This window comes from Niveispirillum sp. KHB5.9, from assembly GCF_048066115.1.
Classification (GTDB): Bacteria; Pseudomonadota; Alphaproteobacteria; order Azospirillales; family Azospirillaceae; genus Niveispirillum.
In genome coordinates, this window is the sequence record NZ_JBLTYX010000005.1 from 279,465 (window position 1) to 293,097 (window position 13,633).

The 13,633-nt window shown below is 61.5% G+C and carries 11 protein-coding genes and 1 tRNA gene; 7 read left to right on the forward strand and 5 right to left on the reverse strand.

What is annotated here, in order from left to right:
• Positions 1-18 precede the first annotated feature (18 nt).
• Positions 19-600 (reverse strand): NUDIX domain-containing protein, encoded by a 582-nt coding sequence (locus ACM9HJ_RS12045; protein ID WP_416571969.1) that lies wholly within the window; start codon positions 598-600, stop codon positions 19-21.
• A gap of 87 nt (positions 601-687) precedes the next feature.
• On the opposite strand from ACM9HJ_RS12045, the gene ACM9HJ_RS12050 reads away from it, so the two are divergent.
• Positions 688-1,443, forward strand: coding sequence for a DeoR/GlpR family DNA-binding transcription regulator (locus ACM9HJ_RS12050; RefSeq protein ID WP_416571970.1), 756 nt, complete (start codon positions 688-690; stop codon positions 1,441-1,443).
• 3 nt (positions 1,444-1,446) lie between these two features.
• Here the strand turns inward: ACM9HJ_RS12050 and ACM9HJ_RS12055 are convergent, their stop codons facing one another.
• On the reverse strand, positions 1,447-2,175 hold the full coding sequence (locus ACM9HJ_RS12055; RefSeq protein WP_416571971.1) for an RlmE family RNA methyltransferase: 729 nt from the start codon (positions 2,173-2,175) through the stop codon (positions 1,447-1,449).
• A gap of 84 nt (positions 2,176-2,259) precedes the next feature.
• Positions 2,260-3,318 carry a Ppx/GppA phosphatase family protein gene (locus tag ACM9HJ_RS12060; RefSeq protein ID WP_416571972.1) on the reverse strand — a complete coding sequence of 353 codons (1,059 nt, stop codon included), beginning with the start codon at positions 3,316-3,318 and terminating at the stop codon, positions 2,260-2,262.
• A gap of 369 nt (positions 3,319-3,687) precedes the next feature.
• Between ACM9HJ_RS12060 and ACM9HJ_RS12065 the strand changes: the two genes are divergently transcribed.
• Positions 3,688-3,761: transfer RNA gene (locus tag ACM9HJ_RS12065), tRNA-Gln, on the forward strand.
• A 545-nt stretch (positions 3,762-4,306) separates the two neighbouring features.
• Here the strand turns inward: ACM9HJ_RS12065 and ACM9HJ_RS12070 are convergent.
• Positions 4,307-5,548 (reverse strand): citrate synthase, encoded by a 1,242-nt coding sequence (locus ACM9HJ_RS12070; RefSeq protein WP_416571973.1) that lies wholly within the window; start codon positions 5,546-5,548, stop codon positions 4,307-4,309.
• 260 nt (positions 5,549-5,808) lie between these two features.
• On the opposite strand from ACM9HJ_RS12070, the gene ACM9HJ_RS12075 reads away from it, so the two are divergent.
• Genes ACM9HJ_RS12075 through ACM9HJ_RS12095 form a run of 5 tightly spaced genes read left to right on the forward strand, consistent with a single transcriptional unit; the run spans position 5,809 to position 12,811 of the window.
• Positions 5,809-8,763, forward strand: a complete 2,955-nt coding sequence (locus tag ACM9HJ_RS12075) for a TonB-dependent receptor domain-containing protein (RefSeq protein WP_416571974.1) — start codon at positions 5,809-5,811, stop codon at positions 8,761-8,763.
• 12 nt (positions 8,764-8,775) lie between these two features.
• On the forward strand, positions 8,776-9,780 hold the full coding sequence (locus tag ACM9HJ_RS12080; RefSeq protein ID WP_416571975.1) for an amidohydrolase family protein: 1,005 nt from the start codon (positions 8,776-8,778) through the stop codon (positions 9,778-9,780).
• A complete protein-coding gene (locus ACM9HJ_RS12085; RefSeq protein WP_416571976.1) occupies positions 9,777-11,129 on the forward strand; it encodes a CitMHS family transporter in 1,353 nt (450 codons plus the stop codon). The genes ACM9HJ_RS12080 and ACM9HJ_RS12085 overlap by 4 nt, the downstream gene beginning before the upstream one ends.
• Positions 11,122-12,522, forward strand: coding sequence for an acyclic terpene utilization AtuA family protein (locus tag ACM9HJ_RS12090; protein WP_416571977.1), 1,401 nt, complete (start codon positions 11,122-11,124; stop codon positions 12,520-12,522). The genes ACM9HJ_RS12085 and ACM9HJ_RS12090 overlap by 8 nt, the downstream gene beginning before the upstream one ends.
• Positions 12,506-12,811 carry a DUF4387 domain-containing protein gene (locus ACM9HJ_RS12095; protein ID WP_416571978.1) on the forward strand — a complete coding sequence of 102 codons (306 nt, stop codon included), beginning with the start codon at positions 12,506-12,508 and terminating at the stop codon, positions 12,809-12,811. Before ACM9HJ_RS12090 ends, ACM9HJ_RS12095 begins: the two co-directional genes overlap by 17 nt.
• 619 nt (positions 12,812-13,430) lie before the next feature.
• On the opposite strand, the gene ACM9HJ_RS12100 is transcribed toward ACM9HJ_RS12095, so the two are convergent.
• Positions 13,431-13,633: hypothetical protein (locus ACM9HJ_RS12100; RefSeq protein WP_416571979.1), on the reverse strand; the 203-nt coding region annotated here is incomplete at its 5' end.

The following is a 13,633-nucleotide window of genomic DNA, read 5'->3' on the forward strand; positions in this document are numbered from 1 at the left end:
CATCTCCTAAAGTTCATACTACTCCGTGCCGACCCTGGGCATGAGATATAGAGATGCATACAGTAGAAGGCATATGGTCTTCCCATCCCGGATGCTGGCCAGTGCTTCGTCGATACTGATCTCCAGCACACTGATCTCCTCGCCCTCCTCGACATTGCCGCCGCCCGGACCCTGACGATCGTTCGGATGGTAGGGGGCGGCGAAGAAATGCAGCCGTTCGGTCACCGATCCGGGGCTCATGAAGGCATCGAACAGGCGTTGCGGCGTGCCGATCACGTAACCCGTCTCCTCCGCCAGTTCCCGGCGGATACGGTCGGCGGGATCGGCCCCGTCCAGCAGGCCGGCCGGTGCCTCGGTCAGCAGGTCGTCATGACCGTTGACGAAGGCCGGGAACCGGAACTGCCGCGTCAGGACCACGGTGCGGCGGTCGGGATCATACAGCAGGATGGTGGCGCCGTTGCCCCGGTCATAGGTCTCCCGGCTCAGGCGCTGCCAGGTGCCGTCGGCGCGGCGATAATCGAAACGCGTCTTCTTCAGCACATACCAGTCGTCGGACAGCAGGGTCACATCCTGGATGCGGATGCGATCGGCGATGGACATGGGCGTTCTCCGAATAGGTTTCACGCATTATCGTGAAAATTCGTGCAGAGTCACGTATATTCACGCAAGTCACGATGGAGGAACCGGATGCTGACACGGCAGCGCAAGGCGATGATCCTGTCGGCGCTGAAGCGCGACGGGCAGGTGGTGGCCAAGGACTTCGCCCAATCCCTGGGCTTGTCGGAGGATACGGTGCGCCGCGACCTGCGGGAGATGGCGGCCGAAGGGCTTTTGCAGCGGGTGCATGGCGGGGCGCTGCCGGCATCGCCGGCCGTGGCCGATCTGGCGGCCAAGCGCGGCCAGTCACCCGATGCCAAGCGGGCGCTGGGCCTTGCTGCGGCACGGATGATCCGGCCGGGACAGCTGGTCTTCCTGGATGGGGGCACGACCTGCCTGGAATTGGCCCGTGCCCTGCCGGCGGATCTGCGGGCCATGGTCGTCACCCACAGTCCCACCGTCGCCACGGCCCTGATCGATCATCCGTCGGTGGAGGTGGCGTTGCTGGGCGGCCGGCTGTTCAAGCATTCCGGCGTCTGCGTGGGCGCGCAGGTGCTGGACGGCATCCGCCGCTTCCAGGCCGACCTCTATGTCATGGGCGTCACCGGCGTGCATGCCGGCCTGGGCCTGACCACCGGCGACATGGAGGAGGCGGATGTGAAACGTGCCCTGTCGGGTGCCGCGGCGGAGACGCTGGTGCTGGCCACGCCGGAAAAGATAGGGGCGGCGTCGCCGCACATCATCGGGCCCGTCACCATGGCACAGACGCTGATGGTGGCGGGCGCGGTGGGGGAGGGGGCGTTGGACCCGTTCCGCGCCGCCGGCGTGGGGGTGGTGCGGGCGTGAGGGTTACTCGGCCTCGTCCTCTTCCGTCGCGGCGGGGGCCACGCCGCGGAAACCCATGGCCACCAGATAGGTCTCTGAGCTGTCCTGCCGGCTGGCGGCGGGCTTGGCGTGGCGGACGCTGGTGAAGTCCTTCTTCATCTGGGCCAGCAACTCCCGCTCCGCTCCGCCCTGGAACAGCTTGCAGATGAAGGCCCCACCGGGCGCCAGCACTTCGGTGGCGAACTCGTACGCCATCTCCGCCAGGCCCATGATGCGCAGATGGTCGGTCTGGGTGTGGCCGGTGGTGTTGGCGGCCATGTCCGACATCACGATATCGGCCGGACCCTGCAACAGGGCCTTCAGCCGGGCCGGCGCCTCCGGGATGGTGAAATCCATCTGGAAGGTGGTGGCGCCGGGCACGGGGTCCATCTCCAGCAGATCGATGCCGATCACCTGACCCGTGCCGCCCTTGTCGGACTTGGACCGGTCCACGGCGATCTGGGTCCAGCCGCCGGGGGCTGCACCCAGATCGATGATGCGCTGACCCCGCTTCAGGAAGCCGAACTTCTCATCCAGCTGCAACAGCTTGAAGGCGGCACGGCTGCGGAAGCCGCGCTTCTTGGCCTCCGCCACATAGGGGTCGTTCAGCTGCCGTTCCAGCCAACGGGCCGACGACACCGACCGCCGCTTGGCGGTCTTCACGCGCACGGCCTGATTGCGGCCGGTAGGGGTGTTGTCGGAGGGTTTGGACATCGGAAACGCCATCGAACGGGAAACAAGCGGCAAAGATCGCCGCAACCCGCCTTGCTGGCAAGCGGCGGCTCGGCAACCCAGCCCCTATCCGCGCCGCCGTCTATGGCGTGCAGTGGCTGCCAGTTCGCACAGGATGCCTTCGCGCACACCACGGTCGGCGATGCGCAGCTGCTGCACCGGCCATTGCCGCCAGATGGCATCCAGGATGGCGCATCCCGCGACCACCAGATCGGCCCGGTCACGGCCCACGCAGGGCTGTCCGGCCCGGCCCATGTAATCCAGGCCCAGCAAGGTCTCGGAGATCGACCGCGCCTTGTCCCGGTCCAGGAAGGCGCCATCGACGCGGCTGCGGTCGTACCGGGCCAGCCCCATCTGGATGCCGGCCAGCGTGGTGACGGTGCCGGATGCGCCCAGCATCTGCACCCGGCCATCCTCCACCGCCTTGGTGATGCTGTTACGCCCGTCGAAATCACCCAACCCGTCCGCCACCCGGTCCATCATCCGGCGGTAATCGTTGGGGCAGACCCGGTCGCCGCCATAGGTTTCCGTCAGGTTGACCACACCCAGCGGCACGGAAATCTGGTCGATCACGCGGGGCCGTCCGCGCACCAGTTCCGTCCAGATCAGTTCCGTCGACCCACCGCCGATATCGAAGACCAGGGCATAGGGGATGGTGGCGTCCAGCAGGGGGGCGACACCGGCGAGCGCCAGCCGCGCCTCCTCCTTGGGGCTGATGATTTCGATATCCAGGCCCGTCTCGTCCTGCACCCGCCCCAGGAACTCGTCGCAATTGTCGGCGCGGCGGCAGGCCTCGGTCCCCACGGCGCGCAGCAGGCTGACGCCGCGCCGTTCCATCTTGGACCGGCAGACCTTCAGCGCCTGTACCGTGCGCGACATGGCGTCGTCGCACAGCCGGTCGCTGCGCGTCAGCCCCTCGCCCAGGCGGACGATGCGGGAAAAGGCGTCGATGACGCGGAACCCCTCGCGGCAGGGCTTGGCGATCAGCAGCCGGCAATTGTTGGTGCCCAGGTCAAGGGCGGCCAGGACCGGCGCGCGGCTGGCGCAGGCGGCATCCGGGGCGGGGGCTGTCGCCCCACCCGGTGCCGGGTCGACCCCGGCTCTGCCTGCTGCGCCATTATCCACTTCGCCTGGTCCTTGACTTGCTGCCCGTTCCGTCCTGCAACGGATATGGGTGATGTTCAAACTTCCGTCACCCTATCGTAACCGATGGCTGCCCGCCCGCAAGCGCCGTTCAAGCAGCCCATCCAGTTTACTCTTGCGCCCCCAGGCGCCGGGTGCCGCCATGCGGTGGCTGAGCTTACGCGACCACTAGGGTCGCGGGCCGGCGGGAGCATGCCTTCAGCGGCATGCCTGGAAACGCATGCCGTTGGCAGCTTTTATCTTCCATGCATTTTTTTGTGAAGAAAGGGGTTCACAACCCCAAAACCCGGTGCTATAAGCCCGCCCACCCCGACGGAACACGCGGTCGACACCGCGAAACGCCGGATCGGATGGGGGATCGTCTAACGGTAGGACAGCGGACTCTGACTCCGCCAGTCTAGGTTCGAATCCTAGTCCCCCAGCCAACCTTTCCAATGACTTAGCCTTGTAATTCAGCTAAATGGGATGCTCCAGTAAGCACCCAGTAAGCACGGGCGCTTAGATAGGTCGGATTTTTCTGGATCGATGCGCGTATCGAACTTACATGGTCAGGCTCATAACCTGAAGGTCACAGGTTCAAATCCTGTCCCCGCATCCAACACCTAAGGGCCTGATCTCAAACCAAGATCAGGCTCTTTTGCTATCTACGCCAAACGTCAGCTAGAACTCCGCAGGTAACATATAGGTAACAACAGAGAGTGAAAATGGGCGTAAGGAGTGCTGCCGTGATGTGGTCCGTTCAGTTTCACCTCACCTCACGAGACCTGACACACGACCGGTAGAACTGACCTGCTCCCTGGAAATGTGCCCGGTGTAAAGTAGAGTCCTTCCGACCGAGGAGGGCTATTTGATGAAGAAGAGCGCCTCGCCCGCTCACTTCGCGAGTGAACAGGCCCCTTGAGCGTGGACTGAGCTGGCCTCCGTTTGGACCGGACGGTCCGCATGGACGGGGCTCGGGGATATAGGCGAGCTAAATTTCGATAGGTAATGCTCCGACGTAGGCTGCCTTTGGACGTGACGGTGATCGCTGCATTTCTTCATGAGCATGTGCGATCCATCCGATTGCCCGACCAATCGTCGCGACAGCCAGTTCGTTGCCTGGTACGCCAAGTTTGTATCCCAGGAATAGCAGCGGGATCACAAAGCCAGGCATCCGCCCCGTCAGCTTATTGGCAAGGTCCAGTGCCCGTTGCAGGCGTTCAAACTCGGTATCGCCGTCAAACACCCGCTCGCATGCCCTCAGCAATGCATCGGCCCGAATATCCCGCTCTTGGTGATTGGGCAGCGGCTCGAAGCCGGGGATTTTCTCACCGGTGCGAACCCGACTGACGATGGCCTCCTCTCCATAGGCCGATGATACGATTTCCAGGATGAACCGACGTACAACATCGATGCGATTGAAGCGAATCGATTGGCCGCCTCCCACAACAAGACCGATGATGGCAATGCCGTAGGGTGTTACGCCGGTCACGGCTCCCGCCCGAACTGCGCGCGTTGTATCAGCGAACTGTTGATCGGCGACCAGGATCATCGCCCGCCTGACAAGGTCGGCCATCGCATCCGACGACCCGGTAGCGCGCGCGACCACCTGATGAATGGGTTCCACCGATGGCACCGGCAGATCGAAGAACAATGCAGTCAGCCAGCGCAGGACATCGGCGCCCGTCCTGGCGAAGCCCGTTGGTGAAAGGTCGAATGCTGTGGGATTGGCTCGCTCCAGCACCGGGAGCAGAGCCAGCACACGATCTGATCTTGGAGCTGCTGAGAGGCTGGCCAGGATGGCGTCCTGTCCAGGTGCGGATCGGGGGAGGCGCGCGGAGAATATCTCCTCGGGCGCCACCTGCCAGAGCAGGCCCGCAATCGACTCGACCGATTCCGTCTCAGCCAATGCGATCACGTTTTGACCACGATAGTAGGTGCCCTCCTCGGTGAGAAGGGTGATCGATGTTTCGCCTGCGGAGGGAGCGTTGGCGGATGGCTTGCGCTTTGCCGCAAGGGCCAGAACGTCCGACCGCCAGTACCGGCGCGTCTGCGATCCGGGAACCGCCAGCGACCGCAGCTTCTTGCGACTGACATAGGCGTAAAGCGTTGCAGGCTCTACGCCCAGGATCTTCGCGGCTTCCGCCGCGGAAAGGTAGAGATCGTCAGCCATACGGGTCCAGGCATATTGATTCTTGTCGTCAATGCTGATCGATTCAGCCAGAGAACGCAACGCCCGATAAAAATTTTTCTGCCTCGACTTGCGGCAATCCCGAGTTTAGTCAGTAAAAAATAGAAATTATAATAGTTAATAACAAATAAAATAGTGAATATAGATCGAGAATATGAATATAGATAAGTCGATTGCGAATATGTTGACAATGTCAGTCAATATTGACGAATACCCCGGTTCTTCATAGGTTTCTGACCACTAATGTGCCGGGTAGACGGTCTTTGAGTCGCGCCGGCTAAGAACGATTTCGGGGAGGAATCATGCGCGTCACCACCACCGCCTATGCTTTGGGAGCCGTTCTCTCGATGGGAGCGTCTCAGGCATTCGCACAATCTCAATCCGCCGAGAACGCCGCTCAGACGGTACCTGGCGCCGAAGCCGCCTTGGACGAGATCGTTGTGACGGGTTCACGGATCGCCCGGCGGGACTATGTCGCCAACACGCCCATCACCACCGTAAATGCCGAGATGATCGCTGCTGCCGGGGCACCGACTCTGGAAGCCGGCCTCAACCAACTGCCCCAGGTCGCTGCATCTGCGGGCTCTCAGGCAAGCCTGATTTCGCGAGCAGGGCAAGCGAGCATCAATCTGCGAGGATTGGGCCAGCAGCGCACACTGGTCCTGGTCAACGGCCGTCGCATGCAGCCATCGGGCAGCGACGGCACGGTAGACCTGAACGTCATTCCCGGGTCGCTGATCGAGAATGTGGAGGTCATAACCGGTGGCGCCTCCGCAGCCTATGGCTCGGATGCGGTCGCCGGCGTTGTCAATCTGAAGCTGAAACGACGCTTCACCGGGGTCGGCATCGATCTCAGTGCTGGGCAAACGGATCGGGGCGACGGCGAGACCCAGAGCGGGGCTCTGACGATCGGATCCGATCTGGTGGATGGCCGAGGCAATGCCTATATCTCGCTGAGCTACGCTAACCGCGAGGCGATCGATTTCCGTGATCGGGATTATCTCAAGGGCCAGGCCTTTTCCAGCAATTCGCCGGGCGGGCTGATCAGTGCTGCGGCGACCAACCTCCCGACCCAAGCAGCGGTCGATACTGTTTTCGGTCGTTACGGCGTCCCGGCCGGCAAGGTCAGCCGCACATCCACCTTGTCACTTAATCCCGATGGCTCGCTGTTCCTAAACGCCGGGGCGGTCAATTTCCGTAGTCCGGAGAGCACACTTCAAACAATCTACAACAACACCGTCCTGGCTGCGACTGGCGACTATTTCCTCGCCCAAGTCCCGCTGGAACGACACTCGATGTTCGCACATGCTGATTATGATCTCGATGAAAAGGTCTCAGTCTTCGCCGACGGTCTGTTTACAAACTACACGGCGACCACACGGGCGAATCCAGTGGTGGTCGGGTCAGTGTCGAGCGCACCGCTGACAATCCCGGTGACAAATCCGTTTATCTCTCAAGATCTGGCGCAAGTCCTGGCCTCGCGTCCTAACCCAACCGCCCCCTTCAGTTTCGCCCAGATCACCACCCCCGTGGGCGACCGTATGGAAGAGAATCGCTACGATGTCTACCAACTGACACTTGGTGCGGAAGGCAAACTGGAGGCCATGGATCTGACCTGGAGTCTGCACGGCAGCATTGGTCGCACAGAACTCCTGCAATCCGAGATCAACTACCCCAGCTCTGCGGCCTTGCAGCGATTAGCCAACGCGCCTGATGGCGGCCGGAGCCTGTGCGAGGGCGGGTACGATTTCAATCGGATCGATACGCTTTCAGCCAGTTGTGTCTCTTACATCCGGCGCACGGCACGCAACACGACAACTCTTGAACAGAAGATCGTTGAAGGCTCGGCTCAAGGGCGCCTGTTCTCCTTGCCTGCGGGCGAGGTTCGCTTCGCGGCTGGTGCTGACTATCGCAGCAATTCCTATGATTACATCCCTGATGCGCTGATCCAGACCGGAGAGCTGGCCAACTATCTGCCAATCCAGCCATCACAGGGTGAAGCCACCGTCCGTGAATTATTCGGCGAACTTCTGGTTCCGGTTGTTCGAGATCTTCCATGGGCAGAGGAAGTCTCGCTCAACCTGGGCTACCGCTATTCCGACTACGACACCGTTGGAGGGGTCGATACCTACAGGGCCGACGGTTCATGGAAGACCAATGATGTGTTCACCGTAAGAGGTGGATACGCTCGCGCCGTGCGTGCACCGAGCGTTGGTGACCTCTATGCCGCCGCCGCCAGCGGTCTTACCGCTCTGGGCACGCCCGGCCCGGTCGGCTCAGGCGATCCATGCGATGTCCGCGGGGCCTACCGTTCATCGAGTTCACCCATCGCTGCGCAGGTGCGGGCCCTGTGTCTGGCTCAAGGCGTTCCGAGCGCCGTGATCGACAGTTTCACCAACACTGTCAGTCGCACGCCCTACACCAGTCAAGGCAACGCCGCATTGAAGCCGGAAGTCTCCGACACTTACTCGGTCGGCTTGGTCATGAAATCCCCCTTCCAAAGTGATTGGCTGTCACAACTCACGGCTTCTGTTGATTACTACAAGATCAACCTGGACGGTGCGATCGGGCAGGTGACTAACACCGTTGCTGCTACGCAATGCTTCAATGTCGTTGCGAACCCGACCCTGAGCGCCAGCAATTACTATTGCGCCCTGATCACCCGCAATGCTGCGACAGGACAGGCAACCAACATCAACAATCCATTGCTGAATCTGGGCGGCTATTCCAGTTCAGGCATCGATTTCCAGGTCGACTGGTCCCTGCCGCTCGACGCCGCCGGGCTGGGCCCCGATTCAGGCACATTCAGCCTCGGTGTTGTCGTCAACTATCTGGACACGTTCCAGATTCAGACTCTGCCGACCAGCCCGAAACTTGAATATGCCGGTACGATCGGGAACACCCAGGTCGACTTCTTCGCCACGGCGCACCCGGAATGGAAGGGCAATGTCAACGCCGGCTGGCATATCGGTCCAGTCATGTCGAACCTCCGGTGGCGCTACCTTGGCCCGATGTCGAACGCCAACAATGTCGGAACAGGCGGTGCCGCCCACGGCGTGCCGGGCGTCAGCTACTTCGACCTGGATGTTGCCTGGGCCGTCAATGACACATTGGAACTCCGGATCGGAGCGGTCAACCTGACCGACAAGAAGCCGCCTGTGTTGAATGACAGCCTGATCGGTCTGACAAGCTCGGATCTCTACACCTACGACATGGCCGGCCGGCGTTTCTTCGTTTCCGCCAAGGCACATTTCTGACGGGAGCGGCCGGTGGACCTTCCCATCGGCCGCACTTTCCACCTTGACCAGGACCGATGGCGACCCATGACTCTGACCCGACGCCAGCTTTTCCACGCCGTTTCGACCATTGCGGGCGGTGCAGTTGCCACCGCTGCGCTGGCCGGCGAAACGATACAGGTTCCACACTCAGCGGGGACAAATGCGCCAAAGGCCATGGCGCCGGACGGCGCTTGCGACGCCCACCTGCACATCGCTGATCCGCGGTTCCGGCCAGATTTCCCGGCGCAGTTCGGGAGTGCTACCTTCCAGGATTATCGCAAGCTTCAGCAGCGGCTTGGGGTCTCGCGTGCCGTCATCGTCCAGACCAAGATCCACGGCGTCGATCACGCGTGCCTTCTGGACGCGCTGCGACAGTTGGGACCCAATGGCCGCGGCGTTGGCGTCGTCACGCCGGATGTCGAACAAGCCGAACTTCTTCGTCTTGATGCAGGTGGGATCAAAGGGCTCCGGTTCAGTGTCTGGAACCCCGCAGACGCATTCACGACCCTCGACATGGTGGAACCGTTGGCGCGGCGCATCGCCGATCTGGGCTGGCACGTGCAGATTCACGCCATGGCCGATCAGATCGTCCAGGCAGCCGATATGTTTGAACGACTGCCCTGTCCGATTGTTTTCGATCACATGGGTCGGCTGCCGCCCGGCCAGGGTCCACGCCATCCCGCCTTCGCCATTATCAATCGGTTGGTTGCCAAGCAACGGGCTTGGGTAAAGCTGACCGGTGCCTATCTCAACACACAAGAAGGGCCGCCGAATTATCCGGATGCGACGCGCATTGCCCAGGCGTTTGTCGCGGAAATACCCGAGCGACTTGTGTGGGGCAGCGACTGGCCGCACGCCACAGAAAGGACCGCACCGGACGATGCCCAACTCTTCGATCTCCTGAGCATCTGGGCCGGCAACGAGCGCAATCGTCTCCGGATCCTGGTCGAAAACCCTGCTCAACTCTACAGCTTTTCCATGAAGGCCTCCCCATGAGCCAATCGCTTCTGGCCATCCTCGGCTTTGGAATGGTCGTCGTCTTCATGGCGCTGATCATGGGTAAACGTGCTTCGGCCATGGTCGCCCTGATTGCCGTGCCCATTGTCGTGGCAGTCTGCTCCGGGTTCGGTGGCCAGATTGGCGGCATGATCATGAAGGGCGTCATCGCGTTGGCGCCCATTGCCGTGGTCCTGCTGTTCGCTGTGCTCTATTTTGGCATTATGATCGATGCGGGCCTGTTCGATCCGATGGTACGTCGCGTCATCGATGCTGTGGGTGCCGACCCCCGCAGGGTCACCATCGGCACTGCGCTGGTCGCGATCGTGGTCTCCCTTGATGGCGACGGTGCAACCACAGCGCTGGTCACAATCACGGCGTTCCTGCCGGTCTATCGCCGCCTGGGCATGAACCCGCTTATTCTTGCCACGCTGCTCGGCGCAGCCAACAGCATCATCAATATTGCCCCCTGGGGCGGCCCTATGCCCCGCGTCGCCAGCGTGCTGCGCGTGCCGATCAACGATCTGTTCCTGCCGTTGATCCCGGTCATGGTGAGCGGGTGCATAGGGGTCTTGATCCTGGCGTGGTATCTGGGGGGCAAGGAGCGGCGGCGCCTGGGTCCTACCGCCAATCTGCCGTCCGCCGCTGGCTTCAATGGTCTACGCGAGGGGGCCGACGATCTCGCCCGACCCAAGTTGTTCTGGGCGAACCTGATCCTCACGCTGGCGGTTATCGCCGCTGCGGTCGCTCACATCGTGCCCATGCCTGTGATCTTCATGATCGGCCTGGTCGTCGCCTTGACACTGAACTATCCCGAAATCGGCATTCAGCGCCTGCGTATCGCGGCCCACAGCGCCAACGTCCTGCCCATCATCCTCCTGGTGTTCGCTGCCGCTGTGTTCACCGGGATACTTGAAGGCACGGGCATGGTGAAGGCGATGGGGGCAAGCTTTGTCGATGTTGTGCCACCGTCCATGGGGCGTCATCTGGCTTTGATCATGGCCGTCGCCAGCGGCCCCTTAACCTTCGTGATGTCCAACGACGCCTATTATTTCGGCATCGTGCCGGTCATCGCCGAGGCCGCCTCGCACTATGGAATCACTGCCGCCGAAATCGGCCGCGCATCCCTGCTTGGCCAGAACCTCCATGCGCTCAGCCCCCTGGTCGCTGCGGTCTACCTTGTCGCCGGTATGCTCGATGTTGATGTCGGGGCTATGCAGCGGTTTGCGCTCAAATGGGCTGCGGCCCTCGCTGCTCTGCTGGTGGCAACAGCAGTCCTGACCGGGGCCATCCCCATCTCGGCCTCAGGCCGTCCTCTCCCTCTTATCCAAGGATCGTCCAGTGAATAGTGAGAATTCAACCGTCGTGGTCGTCCCGGTGGGTGCGCTCGGGGCGGGCATAAAATTCGAGCACCTGGAGGCTGGCTTGGCCGCCGGCGCCCACGCCATGGCGATGGATGCCGGATCGACCGACAGCGGCCCTGCCGCGCTGGCCACCGGCCTTTCCAAATACAGCCGTGACGCGGTCAAAGCGGATCTGAAGCTTCTTGTTGCGGCTCAGGCTAAGTGGCGAGTGCCATTGCTGGTGGGGTCCTGCGGCACGTCAGGTTGCGACATGGCCGTCGACTGGACCCGCGACATCGTGCTGGAGATTTGCCAGGAACTGGGTCTCACCCCGACGCTGGCCATGCTCTATTCAGAGCAAGACAAGGTGGTGATCCGTGACCGGATGTCCCGGAACAAAGTCCTGCCATTGGCACCAGCGGGCGAACTCACCGACGACATGGTCGAGTCCTGCGAGCACATTGTCGCGCTCATGGGGCCTGAACCCTACATCGCCGCCTTGAAGGATGGTGCCGATATCATTCTTGGTGGGCGCACAACCGACACGGCTGTGATTGCGGCGGTTCCCATCATGCGCGGCGCTGGTGTTGGCCCGGCATGGCACGCTGGCAAGATCGCTGAATGCGGCGGCCTGTGCACGATCATGGCGACCGACGGAGGTGTCGTAATTCGGGTCGGCCATGACGCGTTCGAGATTGAACCGCTCAGCGCCACCAATCGCTGCACGCCCTACAGCGTCTCGGCCCATATGCTGTACGAAAACAGCGATCCGTATCTGCTGCACGAACCCGGTGGGGTGCTTGATGTCACGCATGCGTGCTACGAACCCGTAAATGACCGGATCGTGCGCGTGACGGGGTCCCGGTTCGACGGAAGGCCCTACACAATGAAGCTGGAAGGTGCTTCGAACGGGCCATTTCAGGCGATCATGCTCGTGGGCATCACCGACCCGCAGGTCCTGTCGGCTCTGGAGAAGTTCCTCGCCGACATGCATGCGGCATTGATCGGTCGCGTCAACGCGGTTCTGGGGGAGGCTGCCCGCTCGTTCGACATATCGCTCCGTCCCTATGGGTGGAACGCGGTCCTGGGCCTGCCAGTGACCGATGGCTTGCCGACCCGCGAGATCGGGCTGCTGTTCGTGGCGACGGCGGAGACAAGGGAATTGGCTCTGCGCATCGCCAAGATCTGCAACCCGTATTTCTTCCATTTCCCTGTCCGCCGCGACAAGGAACTCCCAAGCTACGCCTTTCCGTTCTCGCCAGCGGAGATCGAGCTTGGACGTACCTATGCCTTCGTCCTCAATCACATCGTCGAGACAATCGACGGCCATGAACTCGTGCGGCGCGTAATGCTGTCCCTTGATCAGACTGGAGTTCCGCAAAATGCCCAAGTTGACTGATGTCTGCCGCTATGTGCGCTCCAAGGCGGCCGGGCCGTTCTGGATCACCGTCGACCTCTTCTTCGACGGCCCTGAATCCTTCACTGCCAACAAGGACAAGCCGGGCCTGAACGTGGCGAGTATCGCATCCCGGCTGCAACTGTGCCCCGAACTGGTTAAGCGTATTGAGGTCCCCGACCTCTCGGTGATCAAGTTCTCCTATCCGCGCAACCGGCCACAGGGCGGCGTCTTCGAGCGCGATATGCATGGAGGGCAACAATTCACGCCGCTTCTCGACCTTGATCTGTAATGCTCTCCCTCGGCGCCACGGGACCGAGAGAGGACCCAGTCCCCGCCAACACTGCTGTTTAAGAACCTCGACCAGCATCAGCCACTGCACGGCAATACGGACGGTTTGCCAAAGAGGGCATGCCGGCTATCCTGTCGGCAGTGGTCGATCTAGTTGGCCATGCTGAAGTTGTTCCGCGGCCTGCTGGCGCGGCGCATCTCGGGCGCCGACTGGGTGATAGTGATGATACGACGCAGCCGGCGCTGGCCAAGGTTAAGACCAGTATGGATCGCCTATGGATATGTATCAATGACGACTGACCGCTCGCGGGGCGGGTGCCACCGGCTGGCTCCATTCCATTATTTCCGCGACCGGAGTGGCATCCAGTCGGAGCAGCGTCGGGCTGTTCGCTCGCGACCGGCACATCTCGCGGACCCAACTCCGCGAGCTGCCGCCCTAGCAATGGAAGGTCAGACGTGAGGTGCAGCGAGCCATGCGGCTTGGCCCACTAAACAGTCGTCCGAAAATCCGCAGTGCTCGTGAGAAAAATAAATAATATGATAAGCAAAACTTGGCAATTGACAATAAATTTGTAATCGCCAGTTTGACAAGGCGGCGGTCTGGGAGGGAATCGTTCTGATTAGAATATAAGTTTTATTTGATGGAGAAATACTGAATTGTCCTCAAAATCCGAAACTGCCAGAATCAGACGTGTCGTCATCGACTTCTCGGCTGATCCCTTGCCGTCCGTGCTGGTCGGCAAGCGCATTGCACATCGAGGCTTAATCGTTGGCCAGTTTGATGCTCCGGCCAATTCCGGAACGTGGGTCGGGACTCCCCACC